Below are 17,822 nucleotides of genomic sequence, written 5' to 3'. Positions count from 1 at the left end.
TCCACGCGGATTTCCGCCGCGAAGCGGTCCGCCGCCGGGCAACGCGCCCGGCGGCGGACCTCAGGAGGACATCAGCAGGGGCCGAGGTCCTGCCAGACCGCCCAGGAGCCGGGAGCGCCCGGCTCCGCGCCGGTCGAGTACCAGGTCGACCGCCACTTCTTGCTGTTGTGCGAGACCTCGTCGTTCGGGACGTACGCGGTGCTCGCGTTCCACGCCGGCAGGTCGCCGCAGCCACCGCCGCCGTCACCCTCCACGGTCAGCGTGTAGGTGGCGGTGTGCGTGGCGTCCGCGCCGTTCGCCGTCACGGTGATCGTGTAGGTGCCCTGGGGGGTCGCCGAAGTCGTCGCGATCGTCAGGGTGGACGACTCGCCGGACTCCACCGACAGCGGCGTGAACGTCGCCGTCGCGCCGGTCGGCAGGCCCGTCGCCGTGAAGTGGACCTTCTGCGGCGAGCCGGCGGTCGTGGTGGTGCCGACCGTGCTCGTCGCCGAACCGCCCGCCCGGACCGTGCCGCTGGTCGGGTTCAGCGCCACCGAGAAGTCGTTCGCCGGGGGCTCACCGCCGACGGTCAGTGTGTAGGTGGTCGAGCGGGTCGCGTCCGGGCCCGTGCCGGTGACGGTGATCCGGTGCTCGCCCGCCGGCGTCGACGCGCTGGTGGCGATGGTCAGCCGGGCCGATTCGCCGGCGGCGACGGTGGCCGGGTCGAACGCGGCCGTCGCGCCCGCGGGCAGCCCGGTGGCCGACAGCGCGACCTTCTGCGACTGGCCGGACGTGACCGTGGTGCCGACCGTCGTGGTCGCGGCGCCGCCCGGTTCGACGGTGCCCGCGTCCGGGCTGACGGCGATCGCGAAGTCGTTCACCGGTTGCTGGCCGCTGACGGTCAGCGAGTAGGTGACGCTGTGCGTGTTGCCGCCGCCGACGCCCTGCACGGTGATCGGGTACGTGCCCGGGACAGCGGACGCCGTGGTGGACACGTTCAACGTCGCCGACTGGCCGGAGGTCACCGACGACGGCGTCACGGACACCGACACACCGGCCGGCGCGCCGGACGCGGTCAGGGTGACGGTGTGCGGGTTGCCCGCGACCGTGGTGGTGTTGACCGTGCTGGTCGTGGACCCGCCCGCCTGGACGGTGCCCGACGCCGGGGTCAGCGCCAGGCTGAAGTCGTCCACCGGCACCGACTGGCACGTCGGCTCACCGGACTGCGCCGGCACGCTCACCGCGTTCCACGCCGCCTTGACCGCGTTGTACTGCTTGCAGGTCGGGTCGAGGTTCTTCGCCGCGGTGAGGGTGGCGATGCGGTACTTGAAGTGCGTCATCCCGGACGTCTTGAGCAGCATCGCGTTGTAGAAGATCCGGCCGGCGGCCTGGATGCCGATGCCGCTGGGGATCGTCGAGCCGTCGCAGGTCGGGCTGTTCTTCGAGCCTTCGGCCAGCAGGTAGAACCAGTGGTTGAACGGGCCCGCCGCCGCGTGCACCTCCGTGCCGGGGATGGCGCTGGACCAGCAGTTCGGGTGGTTGGAGACCGCCTGCGGGTTGGCCATGTTGCGGATCGGCCCGCGGCCGACCAGGTTGACGGTCTCGCCGACCAGGTAGTCCGGGGTGTCCCACGGCGTCGGCTCGTTGGCGTAGGCCTCGGTCAGCGCGCCGAAGATGTCGCCGGTGGCCTCGCCGAGCCCGGCCTCGCGCGCCGCGCCGCCGGGGGTGTACTGGTCGAGGGCGTGGCCGTGCTCGTGGCCGACGACGTCCATCGAGGCGATCCACTGGTTGGCGTTGTTGCGCCCGATCTCGATGTGCTGGCCGGTCCAGTAGGCGTTGACCCGGTCCAGGCCGACCTTGACCGTGACGCCGCGGCCGTTGCCGTCGATGCCGTTGCGCCCCAACCACTCGCGCAGCATGTTCCACTGCTTCTGGGTGGACCACAGCACGTCGACGCAGCCGGTCTCCTTGCTGGTGGCCTGGCCGTTGCCGAAGCTGTTGGACGCCTTGGTGAACGGCTGGTTGGTCGCGTAGTCCACGCACCGCAAGCCGGGCCGCGTGTCGTCGACCGTGCTGTTGTTGCTGGTGTCGATGGTCAGCGGGTTCGGGCCGTTCCACTCGCTGGTGCCGGTCCCGGCCCGGACGTCGTCCACCAGGTCCTCGACCACGCCGGTGCGGGCGTTGACGAAGACGTGCAGCCGGCTGGGCTCGCCGTTGCGGACGCCTGTGACCACGGTCTCGTAGACCAGCTTGCCGTGGCCCTGGGCCAGCACGGACAGCGTCGAACCCTCGACACCGTCCACACGGGACAGTTGGGCGCGGGCGATCCGCTCGGCCCGCGCCTTGTCGATGCGGGGCCGCGTGTCGACGGCGAGCCCGCCCTCGTTGGCGGCGACGGTCTCCAGCACCTTGCCCGCCGCGTCGGTGGCCACGACCGCGTCGCCGCCGACGACCGGCAGCCCCTTGTAGGTGCGCTCGTAGGCCACGTAGTACAGGTCTCTGCGACCGGGCACGCCGCCCTTGTGGACGGCCTGGCGGCGGAACTGCTCGTCCGGGCCCTTGGCCAGGGCGTCCAAGCCGGACGCGGCGGCCTTGTCGGCCGCGGCCACCGCGAGCGCCACCGGGTCGGCGGGGGCGGGCGCGGCCTGGGACGGACCTCCGACCACCTGGATCGACAGGGCGGTCAGGCAGGCGGCCAGTACTGTGCCTGTTCTGCGTTTCATGCCAGCTCCTCGGGCATGCAGGGAATACCGAGAACTCGGAAGCGGCGGCCTCGCCGGGTCCGGCGATGTGGACTAGACCACTCTTGTGTAACGCCCCCGGGTAGGCCCATCGAGCCTTAACACTTGCCAGTGTGCGAAATGCCGCAAAAGGCCTATGACCAGCTGAAACGCTGGTCTCATCGCGAAAAGTTATGTCGTTTCGATATGCCGCCGAATGCTTGGCAGAATGGTGGTGTCGAAGGGGGGCTTTTGGCATGGACGTGGAACGGTTCGATCCGGACCGCGCCGACCACGACGACCTGGTGGGGTTGTGCACTGGCTGGCGCGGTCGGGTGCGGGGGTCGTCGGGGGCGCGGTGGCGTACTTCCCGGAGGAGGAGAACGCGGACACCGCGTTGATCACGGTGACCGTGCACCCCGACCACCGCCGGCGCGGCGTCGGGACGGCGGTGCTGCGCGCGGTCGTGGCCGAGGTCGCGCGGCGCGGGCGGACGGCGGTGGAGGCGTGGCAGGTCGACGAGGGCGGTGCCGGCGAGCGGTGGGCGTTGTCGCTCGGGTTCCGCGAGCTGCGGCGGATGGTGCTCCAGCGGCTGGACCTGCCGGCCGCGCGCACGGACGTGCCGGTGCCGCCCGGCTACGAGCTGCGGTCCTGGGTCGGGGCCGCGCCGGAGGACGTGGTCGCCTCCTACGCCCGCGCCCGCAACGCGATCAGCGACTCGCCGTTGGGGGAGGCGGACTACGAGCACCCGGACTGGACGGTGGACCGGGTGCGGGCCGAGGAGGCCGCGCGGCGGCGGCAGGGCGTCGAGCAGCGGGTCGTCGTGGCGCTGCACGCCGGTCGGGTCGTGGGGCTGACGGAGGTCGAGACCCGCCCGGCCTCGCCGGAGTGGCTGACGCAGGGCGACACCGCCGTGGTGGCGGCGCACCGGGGCCGGCGGCTGGGACTGGTGCTGAAGGCGCACATGCTGCGCTGGGTCGCGGCCGAGCTGCCGGCCGTCGAGGCGGTGCTCACCGGCACCGGCACCGGCAACCACGCCATGATCCGCGTCAACCACGCGTTGGGCTACCGGGACGTGCGGACGTGGCTGTTCCTTCGTAGGGCGGTGGACGGGCTGTGACCGCGGCGGGTCAGTTGTAGCGGCCGATCACGTCCCGGATGAGGCCGTCGCGGACCAGGAACTCGTAGTGGAAGACCTCCCGCGCGCCGCCGCGCGTGGTGAAGGTGTAGTCGACGCGGTAGCGGTCGCCGTTCCACCGGGTGCCGGTGACCTCGTACCGGCCGCCCGCGTCGATCACCTCCGGGTCGAGGAAGCGGTCCATGATGTCGCGGCGGGACGGGTAGATCCGGCCGACGCTGTCGAACCGGGCGTCCTCGGCGAAGGTGGCGGCGACGGCGGCCGAGTCGCCCGCGTTGGCCGCGTCGACGAACCGCTGGGCGAGTTCGGGCGCGGCGGTGCGGTCGGCTTCCGACAGTGCAGCGGTGGTCGTCGTGGGGGTGGCCGCCGGTTCGGTGGTCCCGCACGCGGTGGCGAGCAGGAGCAGTGCGGCGGCGGTGACGCGCTGATGGGTCCGCATGGGTTCCAGGAGACCGGCGGAACGCCCTCCACGTCCAAGACCTCCGGTCATACCCTGTGCGCATAGATCACACCGAGGGGCGGGAGCACCGGTGGACGTCGACACGCGCGTCCTGCGCTACTTCGTGGCCGTGGCGGAGCACCTGAGCTTCACCCGGGCCGCCGAGAGCCTGTTCGTGTCGCAGCCGTCGCTGAGCAGGCAGATCCGGCGGTTGGAGGAGGACCTGCGGCTGACGCTGTTCGAGCGGACCAGCCGCGAGGTCCGGCTGACGGCCGCCGGCGCGGCCCTGCTGCCGGCGGCGCGGCGCATCATCGCGGACTGGCAGGCCGCGCAACGGGCCGCGCGTGGGGTGTCGGCGGTGCTGCGCATCGGGTTCGAGGCGACCGGCGCGGGAGCGTTGGGCACCAGGGCCCGCACGACGTTCAGCGCGCGGCACCCGGAGGTGACCGTCGAGCCCAAGCGGTTCGACTGGGGTGGCGAGGTGGAGGCGTTGCGGGAAGGCCTGGTGGACACGGCTTTCGTGTGGTTGCCGGCCGACACGACCGGTTTGCGCGCCGAGGTCGTCGCGGTGGAGCCGAGGCTGGTCGGGGTGGCGGCGTCGCACCGGTTGGCGGCGCGGACGTCGGTGACCATCGCGGACCTGCGCGAGGAACCGCTGGTGTGGACGCGCAGGGCGCCGCGGCACTGGGTGGACTGGTGGGCGGTGAACCCGCGGCCGGACGGCTCGGAACCGGTGTGGGGTCCGGAGAACGACAACGTGGAGGAGATGTTGGACCACGTGGCCGCCGGCGTTGCGGTGTGCATCGGCCCGGGTTCGATGGCCGCCTACCACGCCCGCCCGGACCTGGCGTGGCGGCCGATCACCGACATCGCGCCGCTGCGCATCGCCCTGGCCCGGCCGGCCGACTGCGCCAACCCGCTGGTGATGGCGTTCGCGGAAGTCGTCCGGGAGGTGGCGCGGACGGGAGGTGCCGGCGCTGTGCCATGATCTGCGGCGCACCTTGGGGGAGGGATCAGTGGAGGCACACCACTTGAGGCCGCCGGAGGCGAAGGACGCGGCGGAGTTCGTGGCGGCGATGAGGGCGCTGCGCGTGCGGTCCGGCTACAGCTTCCGGGTGCTGGAACGACGTGCCGCGAACCTGGGTGAGGTCCTGCCGACGTCCACGCTGAACTCGGCGTTGTCGCGCTCGACGCTGCCGCGGGAGCAGATCGTCGTGGCGTTCGTGCGGGCTTGCGGTGGGGACGAGGAGACGGCGGCGGCCTGGGCCCGGGTACGAGCCGACCTGGCGACCGCCGACCTGGAACCGGCCGCTGGTGAGCCTGGAGCAGCGGAGGCCGCGCCGGAACCCGATCCGGCCCCGGTCGCCGAGCCCGCCACGCCGACCGAAGCCATCCCCGCTCCGCGCGCCGAGACCCCGGCTCCCGAAACCCCGCTTGCCGAAGCCCCGCGCGCCGAGACTCCGCGCGCCGAGACCCCGGCTCCCGAAGCCCCGCTTGCCGAAGCCCCGCCCGCCGAGATCCCGCCCGCCGAGACCCCGCCCGCCGAGACCCCGCCCGCGCCCGCTGAGACCGCGCCCGCCCCGGCCGTGTCGGTCCCGGCTGCGGCCCACCCGTCGGCGGCGGTGCGGCGGAGTCGGGTGGTGGCGGTCGTGGCCGGGATCGCGGCGGTCGTGTTGGCCTTGGTGCTGGTCGCCGTGCTGACCAGTCCGCCGCCGTCCGCCGGCCCGAACGCCGCCTCCACCTCGATCACCACCTCGACCACCACGACCACCGCCGCCGAGACGACGGCCGCCACGACCGCCGGCACCACGGCCCCCGCCGAAGCCCAAGCCCCCGCACCGCAGAACCCGCAACCCCAACCCACCCCCGTCACGACCACCACCACGGTCGACCGCCCCCAACCGCCGCCCGCCGGCAGTCCGAGGGACGGCATCCAGCGCATCCGCCTCGGCCACACGGGCCTGTGCGTCGGCGAAGGCCAGGAACGGTTCAGCGCCGAGCCGCGCATCGTCCTCGGCCAGCACGACTGCGCCACCGCCACCCCGCCCACCGAACTCGAACGCCTGCCCGACGGCTCCTACCGCATCAAGCTGCACAACGCCCAGTACGGCGTCGGCTGCGCGACCGTCGACTACGGCGGCAAGGACACCGGCGTGCTCATCGCGGGCACGAACTGCGGTGACCGCGCCGACCAGCGGTTCACGCTCGAACCCGTCAACGCGGGCTACCGGCTGCACTCCGTCCCGGGCGCGCGCTACTGCGTGGGCGTGTACGGCGGGAGTCGCGAGGAGGGCGTCCAGCTCATCCAGGACCCCTGCGACGGCGGCGCTCACCAGGTCTTCCAGCTCGGCTGAGCCCGAGGTCTACGCCGTACACCGTGATGGCCGAGCGGTGGGAGGGCGCGCGTCGGCTCGACGAGTTCGCCGGTTCGCCCGCGTTCGCGCCGGTGCTCGACGTTGTCCGGCAAGGCGTCCGGGACGGCGTGCTGCGGGACGGGGACCCGCTGGAGATCACGTTGGCGTTGACCACTCCGGTGCTGGGACTGGTGCAGTTGCGCCACGGCGGACGCATCGAACTGTCCGAAAAGGACTTCAGGGCGCTGTGCAAGCGCACGGTGGGGAGAGTGCTCGATGGTGTTGCGACTTAGCGCCGTACTGGCTTCGGCGGTGTTGTTCTTCTTCGGCACGGGGATGTCCGCGTTACCCGCGTTGACGTGGTTGGCCCCGTTACCCGTGCTGCTCCTCGCGGCGCGGACAAGGTGGGCGCCGGCGCTGGGGTTCGTGGCCTACCTGCTGGGCACGGCCAACAGTTGGGCGTTCCAGCTCCGGTCGCACGACGTGCCGATGGTGCCGGCCGGGTTGATCATCAACATCGGCGGCTCGATCACGTTCGCCCTGGTGGTGTGGGTGTTCCGGCACCACCTCACGCGCGGCCGGCCGGTGCTCGCCTCGCTCGCCGCGCCCGCGTTGTGGACCGGGCTGCTCTACCTCGTCTCGCTGGTCAACCCGATGGGGGTGTCGGGGACGTTCGCGAACGACGTGGCCGACGTCCCGGTGGTGATGCAGACGGTGGCGGTGGCCGGCATGTGGGGCGTGGAGTTCCTGGTCCTCTACGTTCCCGCTGCCATCGCGGCCTTGGTGAGCGCCCCCGGGAGGAGCACCGCGGTCGTGGCGTTGGTTCTCGTGGGGGTGGCGCTGGGTGGCGGGGTGGTCCGGTTGTCGGGGGACGACGGGCCCGTGCGGAAGGTCGCGGCCATCGCCACCAACCAGAAGCACTGGGCACCCGACGTGGCGACGTCGGAGGCGCGGGACCTGGTGGCCACCTACGTCCGGGAGATCGAGGGCCTGCCCGCCGGCGTGGACACCGTCGTGCTGCCCGAGGGCACCGTGGGCTCCGCCGAAGCCAACCCCAGCGCGTTGGTCGAACCGCTGCGCCGGGTCGCGGGTGAGCGCGAGCTGGACATCGTGGTCGGCTACGTCCACCGCGCCGAGCGGGCGAAGTACAACTACGCCCTGGTCTTCCCGAGCGACGGCGGCCAACCCCTGACCTACCTGAAGCACCACGACTCCACCAGCCCGCCCGGCCGTGACCTGCTCGTCCGCGCCACCGACGGCGTCGCGATCTGCGCGGACGTCAACCAGCCCGACCCGATCCGGGACTACGCGGCGGCCGGGACGACGCTGCTGCTGGTCCCGGCGTCCGACGAGACGGAGAACGGGTGGCAGCACAGCCGGACCCTGCTGATCCGGGGCGTGGAGCACGGCCAGGCCACGGTGTGGTCGGCGCGCACCGGGACGTTGATGATCGCCGACGGCCATGGCCGGGTGACGGCGGACGCGAACACCGGCGGCCCTGGCCCGGTCACCACGATCGTGGCCGACGTGCCCGTGGGGCCGGGCGCGACGCCGTACACGCGGCTGGGCGACTGGTTCGCCTGGCTCTGCCTGGTCCTGACCCTCGGCGGCCTGCTCGCGGGCCGGCTGCCCCTCGGCCGTCAGACGATGCGGGCGGCCGAGACCGGGCGTTCGGCCAGCGAGTAGGTGCCGGCCGAGTTGGTGTTCACGCTCCACCGGTACCGGGTGAACTCGCCGGTCTCGTCGGAGGCGTAGAACATCATGTGGCCGAAGCCCGCGCCGTCCGTGGCCGCCGTGGCGTTGAAGATGCGGCTGTCCGGGAACGCGAAGTAGCCGCCCACGCCGTGCAGGCCGTGCGGTTCGGCGGTGCAGTCCACGACCTCGACCGCGTACTGCGTCTCGCCGGGGAAGTTCAACCCGCCGGACGGGGCCACGTAGGTGCCGCGCAGCGAGCGGACCATGACGATGTGGCCGGTGTTGGTGTCCTGGTCGTTGGCGTAGTCGATGGCGACCAGGTCGCCGGGGCGCAGGTCGGCGACCCGGGTGACGCGCTGGAAGTGCGGCACGTCGTCGCGGGCGAACGCGGCCTGGTAGTCGCGGGCGAACGGGCTGGCCAGCCCGAAGTGGTTGGCGAAGAACTTCGAGGTGGCCCACTTGTAGGTGCGCTTGAGGACGGCGGTCTGGAAGGAGGCGCACTGGCTCTGGTTGACCCAGCTGGACGCGTCGCCGGGCGAGCCCCAGGTGACGATGTTGGGCTGGTCGGGGGTCTTGTACCGGTTGTTGGACAGCGGGCATGTCGGCAGCGACAGGTAGCCGACGAGCTGCTCGGCCTCCAGCAGGTGCGGTGTGGACGTCCGGTGTGGACGCGGCTCACGGCGCGCGCTCGTCCCCGGAGCCGCGGTGACACCCACCGCGACGGCGGTCGCCCCGGAGAACGATCTGCGGGACAGGTCCATCGTGCGACTCCCCCTTCGATACGGGCCCGCACACCGTAGTCGAAGGGATCGGTCCGCACCCGTCGGTTCAGCGGGCGTACACCAGGAGGAGAGTGGTCAGTGCGGTGCACATGACGAGCATGGTGGCGATCCCGGTCATGGCCGCGCCGGCCGACAGCAGCACGCGGGTGAGCATCCCGAGCAGGCGGCGCAGCAGCCGGGCCAGGCCCAGGACCAGCGTCATCGCGCCCATGAGGAGGATGAGGACCAGCGGGGTCCACTCGGTGGTCTCGGTCGACTGAGCTAAAGCGGTGAGCGTGTTCATGGCTACCCCCGGATGGCTTCCTGGGTGAACTTCACTTAGCTCACTGAAGTTGACTGAACCTCAGCGAGATTCAGGGTAGGGGTGGCCTTTGTGCCTGGCAAGAGGCGTAATGGGCGTACCGGGGTTCACCAAGGGGTGTTCCATCTTCAGCTAAGAGTGGATCGTCGTGTATGTTGCGCTCTTCAGCTTGTATGCTGAAGTTAACTGAAGGGCGCGGGTGACGTGGTCGGTTCGGGTGACACCTTGGCGCTGGCGCACCGCCTCCGGGCGTTGCGCGAGGAGCAGTGGCCGGACAAGGTGATCACGCAAAGTGATCTTGCGGATGCGTTCAGTGCCGACAAGCGGGCGAGCGTGCCGCTGCTGTCGTCGTGGGAGAGCCGGACCCACCCCAAGGCGCCGCCGCTGAGCCGGCTCGCCGCGTACGCCACGTTCTTCGCGACGCGCCGGTCCGTGGTCCGCTACCCGTACCGCCTGCTGCCGTTGGACGAGCTGACGCCGGAGGAGGCGCAGCGGCGCGAAGAGCTGCTGGCCGAGCTGACCGAGCTGCGCGCCGCCGCCGTGCGGCAGGACAACGGCGCGGTGTCCGAGGTGGACCGGCCCGGCCGCGACGACTTCTGGTACTTCCCGGACCGCAACAACATCACCATCGTCGTCGCCCAGTTGCCCAAGGCGATGCGCGACCAGATGCCGTACGCGGACCCGACGAAGCCCGACTACGTCGAGCTCTACACCTACGCCGACCTCGACGCGCTGATCGAGCTGCACGGCCACATCCGGGCGCTCAACCCGCGCAGCCGGGTGCACTTCCGCACCGCCTCCGGCCTCGCGCCCGACGACTACACCTCCCACCTGGTCCTGCTCGGCGGCGTCGACTGGAACGTCGTCACCCGCGAGCTGTTGGACCGGGTGGACCTCCCGGTCCGCCAGGTGACGCGGCACGACGAGTCCGAGTCGGGCGGGTTCGTCGTCGGGGAGGGGAGCGACCAGCGCGTGTTCGCGCCCAAGCTGGGCGAGCACGAGGTGCTCCAGGAGGACATCGCGCACTTCTACCGCGGACCGAACCCGTTCAACCGGAAGCGGACGGTCACGATCTGCAACGGCATGTACGGCCGGGGAACGCTCGGCGCGGTCCGTGCCCTCACCGACGAGCGGTTCCGCGACCGCAACGCGGAGTACCTGCGGAAGACCTTCGGCGGGCTGGACGCCTACAGCGTCCTGACGCGGGTCACCGTGGTGAACGGGCGGGTGGTCACACCGGACTGGAACCTGCCGGAATTCCGTCTCCACGAATGGCCGGAGGGCCGGCGTTGAACCCCACCGCATCGGTGGCCGACGAGCACCACCAGGCCGCCGAGCACCACGAATCGCACGACAAGCTGCTCACGGCCGTCGAGCCCGCCGCCCGGGCCCGGGTGGACGCGGTCATCGTGCCGACCAACCGCGAGCCGGGGTACCTGGCCGAGGCGGTGTCCCTGGCCCGGCGGCTGGAGGCCACGCTGGTCGTGCTGTGCAGCGGCAACGCCTCGCCGGCGGCGACCAAGGAGTTGGCGGCCGGCCTCGACCTGGTCGTGGTGGACGTGACCGCGCTGCCCGCGCGGGTGCTGCCCGACTTCGAGACCACCAGGCTGGTCGAGGAGACCGAGTTCGACCGGCGCACCGACACCAGCCTCAAGCGCAACCTGGGCCTGGTGATCGCGCGGCTGATGGCGTGGGAGCGGATCGCGTTCCTGGACGACGACATCACCGTGCCGATCCCGGAGGACCTGGAGCTGGCGGCGGGCGCGGTGACGGGGTCGGTGTCGGCGGTGGGCCTGCGCGTCGGCGGGTTCCCGGACAACTCGGTGGTCTGCCACGCCAACCGCGAGACCGGCGGCAAGCAGGGCACGTTCATCGGCGGCGGCGCGCTGGTGGTCGGGCCGGAGGCGACGGAGTCGTTCTTCCCGACCATCTACAACGAGGACTGGTTCTTCCTGCTCGACGACGTGGGCCTGCGCGGGTCGGCGCTGGTCGGGTCGGTGGAGCAGAAGCCCTACGACCCGTTCGCGAACGACCTGCGGGCGCGGGTGGAGGAGTTCGGCGACACCCTGGCCGAGGGCGTGTTCGCGCTGCTGGACGAGGGCCGGTACGCGGCGGCGACGGACGCCGGTTACTGGGAGGGCTTCCTGCGCGCCCGGCTGGGGCTGATCGACGACGTCCTGGACCGCGTGCGGGGCGGGGTGCGCGGTGACGACGGCGAGCCGCTGTCGGAGGCTGCCGTGCTGCGCATGGAGGTCGCGCTGCTGGCGGCGCGCAAGCTGTGCGGGGCGATCACGCCGGACCTGTGCGTGCGGTACCTGGAGGCGCTGCGGACCGACCGGGCGCGGTGGCGGGAGTTCGTGAGCCGGCTGGGGAAGCGGCACGCGTGGCGGGTGTCGGACGCGCAGCACGTGCTGGACGTGCTGCGCCTGTCGGACTGCGCGGAGTACGTGCCGGGCACCCGCTCCTGACCAGTTGCGGTCGGCTCCCATGTGGCGGAACGCTCAGTGACGGTCGGTCGGCGGCGATTAGGCTCGGTTGGCTGGGAGCACGAGAGCGTGGAGGCTGTTGGATGACGAGCATCGATGGTCGGCAGAAGTGGCTGACTGTCGCCGACGAGGTGGCCACCGGGTTGCGGTTGGACGCCGCGCAGCGGGACCGGGCCGGGCGCGAACCCGTCGCCGAGGTCGAGGTGTTGCGGCGGGCCGGGTTGTTGGCGGTTCGGGACTGGGCGACCCAGCAGGCCGTCACCCGGGTCGTCGGCGCGGCGGACGGGAACGTCGGGCACCTGCTCGGGTACCACTACCTCCAGGTGTGGCGGAGGGGATTGTTCAACAATCCTGTTGTTGAGGAGTCCGACGATCTGTTCTGGGCGGGCGTGAGCAATCCGCTGGATGCCGCGTTGCGGTTGGAGCCGGTTGACGGCGGGTTCCTGGTGAGCGGGCGCAAGACGTTCGCCACCGGGGCGTCGGTGGCGGATCGGCTGGTCGTCAGCGCCACCCGCACGGACACCGGCGGCAAGGTCACCTTCACCCTCGACGCCAAGGCCCCGGGCATCACCTACCACGGCGACTGGGACAACATCGGCCAGCGCCTCACCGCCAGCGGCGGCGTCACGTTCGACCGCGTCGAGGTCCCCGCGGACCGCGTCCTGGGCGCGCACGACGAGCACAGCCCCCGCCAGTCCCTGGCCGCGATCGGCTTCCAGCTCGTCCTCGCCCAGCTCTACGTGGCCCTCGCGGAGGGCGCGCTGGCCGAGGCCGCCCAGTACACCCGCACCACCACCCGCCCCTGGTTCCTCTCGGGCGTGGACGCGGCCACCGCCGACCCGTACATCCTCGCCACCTACGGCGAACTCGTCGCCGACGTCGAGGCCGCGGGCCTGCTCGCCGACGCCGCCTCCGAAGCCTTGCGCGAGGCCAGTGACCTGGGCGCGGACCTCACCGTCGAGCAGCGCGCCACCGCCGCCGCCCGCATCACCTCCGCCAAGGTCGTCTCCACCAGGGTCGCCAACCACACCACGAGCAAGGTGTTCGAGCTGTGCGGCGCGCGGGCCACGGCCGCCGGCTACGCGTTCGACCGGTTCTGGCGCAACGCCCGCACCCTGACCCTGCACGACCCCGTGTCCTACAAGGCACGCGAACTCGGCGCGTACCACCTCACCGGCGAGCGCGCGCCGTTCACCGGGTACAGCTGATGGAACCCGTCCTCGCGAACAGCGTCCGCCTCGACGACGACGGCGTGCTCATCCTCGACCGCCGGAACTTCCCGTTCGAGCGGACCTGGGTGCGCTGCACGACCGTCGCCGAGGTCGCCAAGGCCATCGAGGACATGGTCACCCAGTCCTCCGGCCCGTACTTCGCCACGCTCTACGGCATGGTCCTGGCCGCCCGCGAAGCCCGCGACCTGCCCCGCGACCAAGCCCGCGAGCACCTGGAACGCGCCGGGACGCTGCTGGTCGAGACCCGCCGCACCAACAACGCCCTGCGCAAGGCGGTCGCGGCGGTGCTGGCCGGCGTCGACCAGGCCGACGACGTCGAGACGGGCGCGCTGGCGGGCGCGCGGCAGGGCGACGAGCGCTACCGCGGGCGCAGCCGGGCGTTGGGCGAGCACACCGCCGCCCTCCTGCCCGACGAGGGCACGGTACTGACGCACTGCTGGGCCGACCTGTACCTGACCGAGACGGTGAAGGCCGCTCAACGGGCGGGCAAGCGCCTGCGGTTCTTCTGCACGGAGACCCGCCCGTACCTCCAGGGCGCGCGACTGACCGCCGAGACGCTCGCCGAGATGGGCGTGGACACCACGCTGGTCACCGACGGCATGGGCGCGGCGGCGTTCGCCGAGAAGCAGGTGGACGTGCTGCTCACCGCCGCCGACCGGGTCACCATGGACGGGCACGTGGTCAACAAGGTCGGCACGCTGGGCCTGGCCGTCGCCGCGCACGCGTTCGACGTGCCGTTCCTGGCCATGGTGCAGGCCCCGGACCGGCTCGCGCCCACCGCCGCCGACGTGCCGATCGAGCACCGGCCCGGCGACGAGGTGCTGCACACCCTGGGCCGGCGCACCGCCACCGACAAGGCCCGGGGCTGGTACCCGGCGTTCGACGTGACGCCGCCGCGGTTCGTCACCACCGTGGTCACCGACCGCGGCGCGTACGCTCCGGACCGGCTCGCGGAGTACTACGACAGCAAGGACGTTCATGACTGAGTGGGTCGTGCTCGACATCGAAGGCACCCTGTCCGCCACGGACCAGGTGCTGGTCACCCTCTACGACTACGCCCGGCCCCGGCTGGGACCGTGGATCGACGACCACGCCGACGACCCGGCCGTGGTGGAGGCGGTCGCCCAGATCCGCGAACTGTCCGGTGTGGACGGTGGCACGGACGAGCTGGTGCGGGTGCTGCACGGGTGGATGGACGCCGACCAGAAGGTCACACCGCTGAAGACGTTGCAGGGCTTGATCTGGCAGCGCGGGTACGCGGTCGGCGACCTGGTCGCCGAGTTCTTCCCGGACGTCGTGCCGGCGCTGCGCAAGTGGCACGAGGACGGCGTGCAGCTGGCCGTGTTCTCGTCCGGGTCGGTCGCGGGCCAGGTCGCGTTCTTCGGCCACACCACCGACGGCGACCTGCGCGGGCTGTTCGAGCACCACTTCGACACCGTGAACGCCGGCCCCAAGCGCGAGGCGGCGTCGTACCACAGGATCGCCGAAGCGTTGGGGTCCGACGACATCACGTTCTACTCGGACGTCCCCGCCGAGCTGCACGCCGCCGCCGAGGCCGGCTGGCAGACCGTCGGCGTGGCGCGGCCGGGCGAGCCGTACGGCGACGCGGACTTCAGCCCGCACCGGACGGTGAGCGCGCTGTGACCCCCGGCGAGGCGCTGGCCGCCGAGTGCGCCCGGTTCACCGCGATGGGCTGGATGCGCGGCACGTCCGGCAACCTGTCGGTGGTCGTGGACCGCGACCCGCTGCGGCTCGCGGTCACGGTCAGCGGCAAGGACAAGGGCGAGCTGACGGCCGACGACGTGGTCCTCGTCGACGAGCACGGCGAGACCGACGACCCGGTGCGCGTCCCGTCCGCCGAGGCCGGCCTGCACGGTCGGATCGCGGCGGTGGCCGGTGCCGGCGCGGTGATCCACGTGCACGCGCTGGCGACGGTCGTGGCCGCCGAGTTCTGGCCCGACGGCGTCGAGCTGCGCGACCTGGAGATGCTCAAGGGCTTCGGCCGGCAGGCGGACGACGTGGTGACCGTGCCCGTCGTGCCGAACAGCCAGGACATGCGCGTCCTGGGCGACGCGTTCGAGGCGGGCTTCCGCAAGGACGTGCCGGCGCTGCTCGTGGCGCGGCACGGCGTGTACGTGTGGGGCGACGACCTCGTGCAGGCCCGCCACCGGTTGGAATGCCTGGAGTGGCTGCTGCGCTTCAAGGTGGAGACTTCGAGGCTGGAGACGAGGAGGGACCCGCGATGACGCTGCTGACCGTCTGGCCGGACACCGACCCCGGGACCGTGGTGGTGCGCACCTCCGACCCGGCCGAGATCGCCGCCGAGCTCAAGCGGCTCGGCGTGCGGTACGAGCAGTGGCCGGTGCTGCCCGGCGTCACCAGGGACAACGCCCTGGAGGCCTACCGCGACCGGGTCGCCCGGGTCACCGAGACCGAGGGCTACGTCCTGGTCGACGCGATGGAGATGACCCCGTCCGACGACCCGGAGTGGCTCGCGGCGGCGGGTCAGGCCCGGCTGAAGTTCCTGGCCGAGCACACGCACGACGACGACGAGGACCGGTTCTTCGCCCGCGGCTCGGGGATCTTCTACCTGCACGTGGACGAGCGCGTGTACGCGGTCCTGTGCGAGGCGGGGGACCTGCTGAGCGTGCCGGCGAACACCACGCACTGGTTCGACATGGGGACGCGGCCGGACTACGTGTCGATCCGGTTCTTCCACGACGACGACGGGTGGATCGGCAACTTCACCGGCAGCGACATCGCCACGAGGTTCCCGACGTTCGACGAGATCACCGCCGCCCGCTGAACCCGCTCCACCCGTCCGCGAAGACGAGTGGAGCGGGTCACCGGCTAGATGCGTTCCCAGAGCGCCGGGACGTTCGGCGGTTCCCAGCCCGGCTGGGAGGTGTGCGGCTGGCGGCAGCGGTAAGTCGAGCCGTTGTAGGTCACCTGTGCGCCGGTCGCGTAGCTGACCCACGGGGCCCACGTGCCGGAGGGCGGGTTGGACGTGGTCGTCGTGGTCGTGGTGGTGCCGCCGTTGTCCCAGGGGACCTGGGGCGAGCGGTAGAAGTCGATGCCCATCGCCGTCCAGCGGGGGGCCTGCGCGCCGAGGCGCACCTTGAAGGCGTCCCAGTTGTGCGTGGACCACGGGGACCAGCCGAGTTCGGCGATGACCGCCAAGCGCGGGAAGGCCATGTGGTCGATGTGGGCCGGGGTCACGATCGTCTCCGTCCACAGTGGAGCCTCGACGCCCCGCACCGCGGACTCCGGGACACCGGACAGGTGGGTGCCCGGGTTCCAGTTGTACGCGTCCTGCACCTCGATGTACCCGGCCCAGCTCAGGCCGAGCTGCGTGCTGGAGTTGTACTTCATGTCCAGGTAGGCCTTGTTGGCCGGGGACATCAGCACCTTGTTGCCGCGCGCGGCGGCGGCCTGGACGACCGCGTTGGACGTCGTCGTGCCCCAGTACTGCGGGACGGCCGTCGTGTCCGTGGTGGTCTTGACGAACTCGTGCCAGCCCATGGCCTTCTTCCCGTACTTGCCGACCAGCGGGAGCACGCGGTTCATGAAGGTCTGGTACTCCTGGTCGGTCGTGGCGTTGGCCTCGTCGCCGCCGATGTGGAAGTACGGCCCGGGGGTGAGGGCGGCGATCTCGCGGATCACGTCCTCCACGAACTGGTAGGTGATCTCCTTGCCCACGCACAGCGAGCTGTAGCCGACGGCGATGTCCGTGCGCAGCGCCGGCGCGACGCCGTTGCAGTTCAGCTCCGCGTAGCTGGCCAGCGCGGCGTTGGTGTGGCCGGGCAGGTCCACCTCGGGGATCACGGTGATGTGCCGCGCCGCCGCGTAGGCGACGATCTCCTGGTACTGCGCCTTGGTGTAGTAGCCGCCGGGGCCGCCGCCGACCTGCGTGCTGCCGCCGTGGGTGGCCAGGCGGGGCCAGCTGTCGATGACGATGCGCCAGCCCTGGTCGTCGGTCAGGTGCAGGTGGAAGTAGTTGACCTTGTAGAGGGCGAGCTGGTCGATGTACCGCTTGACCGTCGCCACGGGGTGGAAGTGGCGGGCCACGTCGAGCATCGCGCCGCGGTGGCCGAAGCGCGGGTGGTCGGTGATGGTGGCGCCGGGGACGGTCCACGGGCCGGTCTGCGGGCTCGTGGACTCGACCTTGCCGGGCAGCAGTTGGCGCAGCGTCTGCACGCCCGCGAACAGGCCGGCGGGGGTGTTGGCGCGCAGCGTCACCGCCGCCGTGGTGACGGTGAGCTGGTAGCCCTGGTCGCCGACGGTCGCGGGCGCGCCGCCGATGAGCAGGGCGATGCCGTCGGCCGGCGTGCCGGTGGTGTCCTCGACCGGCAGCGGGAAGCCGGTGGACGGGCGCAGGACGCCCGCCAGGAAGTCGCCGACGGCGTGCGCGGCCGGGGTCGTGCGGATCGTCGTGGACGCGGTGAGGGTGTGCGCCTGACCGGCGTTGGCCTGCACGGACGCCGGCACCGGCACGATGCTCTGCAACGGCTCGGCCGCCGACGCGGTCACGGGCGTGGAAGCGGCGTTCCACGCGACGGTCGCGCCGAGCAGCAGCGCCAGGACGGCGAGCGCGCGGGCCACCCTCGCTCGGAGTGTCACGGGTCCTCCTCGGGAAGCGGGCGGCGGCCACACGTGCGCTCCAGCGTCGGCATCCCGGCGACCCGTGTCAATGGGT

At 72.0% G+C, this 17,822-nt stretch carries 17 protein-coding genes; 12 read left to right on the top strand and 5 right to left on the bottom strand.

The window, feature by feature from the left end:
* Window positions 1–71: 71 nt before the first annotated feature.
* A complete protein-coding gene (locus tag ABD126_RS31685) occupies window positions 72–2,702 on the bottom strand; it encodes a M4 family metallopeptidase (RefSeq protein ID WP_343937939.1) in 2,631 nt (876 codons plus the stop codon).
* Window positions 2,703–3,012: 310 nt separating this feature from the next.
* Here ABD126_RS31685 and ABD126_RS31680 point away from each other — a divergent pair, with 310 nt between their 5' ends.
* Window positions 3,013–3,819: a GNAT family N-acetyltransferase gene (locus ABD126_RS31680; RefSeq protein ID WP_343937937.1), complete on the top strand. Its 807-nt coding sequence runs from the start codon at window positions 3,013–3,015 to the stop codon at window positions 3,817–3,819.
* A gap of 10 nt (window positions 3,820–3,829) precedes the next feature.
* Here ABD126_RS31680 and ABD126_RS31675 read toward each other — a convergent pair whose 3' ends face one another.
* Window positions 3,830–4,276 carry a nuclear transport factor 2 family protein gene (locus ABD126_RS31675; RefSeq protein WP_343937935.1) on the bottom strand — a complete coding sequence of 149 codons (447 nt, stop codon included), beginning with the start codon at window positions 4,274–4,276 and terminating at the stop codon, window positions 3,830–3,832.
* Window positions 4,277–4,367: 91 nt separating this feature from the next.
* Here ABD126_RS31675 and ABD126_RS31670 point away from each other — a divergent pair, with 91 nt between their 5' ends.
* Genes ABD126_RS31670 through ABD126_RS31655 form a run of 4 tightly spaced genes read left to right on the top strand, consistent with a single transcriptional unit; the run spans window position 4,368 to window position 8,316 of the window.
* Complete coding sequence (locus tag ABD126_RS31670) at window positions 4,368–5,264, top strand: LysR family transcriptional regulator (protein WP_343937933.1); 897 nt, start codon at window positions 4,368–4,370, stop codon at window positions 5,262–5,264.
* 28 nt (window positions 5,265–5,292) lie between these two features.
* Window positions 5,293–6,630, top strand: coding sequence for an RICIN domain-containing protein (locus ABD126_RS31665; protein WP_343937931.1), 1,338 nt, complete (start codon window positions 5,293–5,295; stop codon window positions 6,628–6,630).
* A gap of 23 nt (window positions 6,631–6,653) precedes the next feature.
* Window positions 6,654–6,923, top strand: a complete 270-nt coding sequence (locus tag ABD126_RS31660) for a hypothetical protein (protein WP_343937929.1) — start codon at window positions 6,654–6,656, stop codon at window positions 6,921–6,923.
* On the top strand, window positions 6,907–8,316 hold the full coding sequence (locus tag ABD126_RS31655) for a nitrilase-related carbon-nitrogen hydrolase (RefSeq protein ID WP_343937927.1): 1,410 nt from the start codon (window positions 6,907–6,909) through the stop codon (window positions 8,314–8,316). The genes ABD126_RS31660 and ABD126_RS31655 overlap by 17 nt, the downstream gene beginning before the upstream one ends.
* On the opposite strand, the gene ABD126_RS31650 is transcribed toward ABD126_RS31655, so the two are convergent.
* Complete coding sequence (locus tag ABD126_RS31650) at window positions 8,271–9,086, bottom strand: hypothetical protein (protein ID WP_343937925.1); 816 nt, start codon at window positions 9,084–9,086, stop codon at window positions 8,271–8,273. The genes ABD126_RS31655 and ABD126_RS31650 overlap by 46 nt on opposite strands.
* 67 nt (window positions 9,087–9,153) lie before the next feature.
* Complete coding sequence (locus ABD126_RS31645) at window positions 9,154–9,390, bottom strand: hypothetical protein (RefSeq protein ID WP_343937923.1); 237 nt, start codon at window positions 9,388–9,390, stop codon at window positions 9,154–9,156.
* A 222-nt stretch (window positions 9,391–9,612) separates the two neighbouring features.
* On the opposite strand from ABD126_RS31645, the gene ABD126_RS31640 reads away from it, so the two are divergent.
* The 7 genes from ABD126_RS31640 to ABD126_RS31610 all read left to right on the top strand — a co-directional run bounded on the left by ABD126_RS31640 (window position 9,613) and on the right by ABD126_RS31610 (window position 15,932).
* The gene (locus tag ABD126_RS31640) at window positions 9,613–10,701 is read left to right on the top strand and encodes an XRE family transcriptional regulator (protein WP_343937921.1); all 1,089 of its coding nucleotides are present in this window, start codon (window positions 9,613–9,615) and stop codon (window positions 10,699–10,701) included.
* Window positions 10,698–11,876, top strand: coding sequence for a glycosyltransferase family protein (locus ABD126_RS31635; protein WP_343937919.1), 1,179 nt, complete (start codon window positions 10,698–10,700; stop codon window positions 11,874–11,876). Before ABD126_RS31640 ends, ABD126_RS31635 begins: the two co-directional genes overlap by 4 nt.
* Window positions 11,877–11,977: 101 nt before the next feature.
* Entirely contained in the window at window positions 11,978–13,102 is a 1,125-nt protein-coding gene (locus ABD126_RS31630) for an acyl-CoA dehydrogenase family protein (protein WP_343937917.1), read from the top strand.
* Entirely contained in the window at window positions 13,102–14,112 is a 1,011-nt protein-coding gene (locus ABD126_RS31625; RefSeq protein WP_343937915.1) for a s-methyl-5-thioribose-1-phosphate isomerase, read from the top strand. Before ABD126_RS31630 ends, ABD126_RS31625 begins: the two co-directional genes overlap by 1 nt.
* Window positions 14,105–14,770 carry an acireductone synthase gene (mtnC, locus tag ABD126_RS31620; RefSeq protein ID WP_343937913.1) on the top strand — a complete coding sequence of 222 codons (666 nt, stop codon included), beginning with the start codon at window positions 14,105–14,107 and terminating at the stop codon, window positions 14,768–14,770. Before ABD126_RS31625 ends, mtnC begins: the two co-directional genes overlap by 8 nt.
* On the top strand, window positions 14,767–15,372 hold the full coding sequence (gene mtnB, locus ABD126_RS31615) for a methylthioribulose 1-phosphate dehydratase (RefSeq protein ID WP_343937911.1): 606 nt from the start codon (window positions 14,767–14,769) through the stop codon (window positions 15,370–15,372). The genes mtnC and mtnB overlap by 4 nt, the downstream gene beginning before the upstream one ends.
* Window positions 15,369–15,932 (top strand): 1,2-dihydroxy-3-keto-5-methylthiopentene dioxygenase, encoded by a 564-nt coding sequence (locus ABD126_RS31610; protein WP_343937909.1) that lies wholly within the window; start codon window positions 15,369–15,371, stop codon window positions 15,930–15,932. The genes mtnB and ABD126_RS31610 overlap by 4 nt, the downstream gene beginning before the upstream one ends.
* 44 nt (window positions 15,933–15,976) lie before the next feature.
* On the opposite strand, the gene ABD126_RS31605 is transcribed toward ABD126_RS31610, so the two are convergent.
* The gene (locus ABD126_RS31605; protein WP_343937907.1) at window positions 15,977–17,746 is read right to left on the bottom strand and encodes a family 20 glycosylhydrolase; all 1,770 of its coding nucleotides are present in this window, start codon (window positions 17,744–17,746) and stop codon (window positions 15,977–15,979) included.
* Window positions 17,747–17,822 lie beyond the last annotated feature (76 nt).

This window comes from Saccharothrix mutabilis subsp. mutabilis (genome assembly GCF_039521145.1).
In the GTDB taxonomy this organism is placed as follows: domain Bacteria; phylum Actinomycetota; class Actinomycetes; order Mycobacteriales; family Pseudonocardiaceae; genus Actinosynnema; species Actinosynnema mutabilis.
Note: the sequence above shows the minus strand (reverse complement) of the source record. Positions and strands in the feature narration are given on the sequence as shown.

Bases quoted from the DNA above. Each gene is read 5' to 3' on its own strand.
- ABD126_RS31685 (WP_343937939.1), bottom strand. From the start codon at position 2,702: ATGAAACGCAGAACAGGCACAGTACTGGCCGCCTGCCTGACCGCCCTG.
- ABD126_RS31675 (WP_343937935.1), bottom strand. From the start codon at position 4,276: ATGCGGACCCATCAGCGCGTCACCGCCGCCGCACTGCTCCTGCTCGCC.
- ABD126_RS31655 (WP_343937927.1), top strand. From the start codon at position 6,907: ATGGTGTTGCGACTTAGCGCCGTACTGGCTTCGGCGGTGTTGTTCTTC.
- ABD126_RS31650 (WP_343937925.1), bottom strand. From the start codon at position 9,086: ATGGACCTGTCCCGCAGATCGTTCTCCGGGGCGACCGCCGTCGCGGTG.
- ABD126_RS31645 (WP_343937923.1), bottom strand. From the start codon at position 9,390: ATGAACACGCTCACCGCTTTAGCTCAGTCGACCGAGACCACCGAGTGG.
- ABD126_RS31630 (WP_343937917.1), top strand. From the start codon at position 11,978: ATGACGAGCATCGATGGTCGGCAGAAGTGGCTGACTGTCGCCGACGAG.
- ABD126_RS31625 (WP_343937915.1), top strand. From the start codon at position 13,102: ATGGAACCCGTCCTCGCGAACAGCGTCCGCCTCGACGACGACGGCGTG.
- mtnC (WP_343937913.1), top strand. From the start codon at position 14,105: ATGACTGAGTGGGTCGTGCTCGACATCGAAGGCACCCTGTCCGCCACG.
- ABD126_RS31610 (WP_343937909.1), top strand. From the start codon at position 15,369: ATGACGCTGCTGACCGTCTGGCCGGACACCGACCCCGGGACCGTGGTG.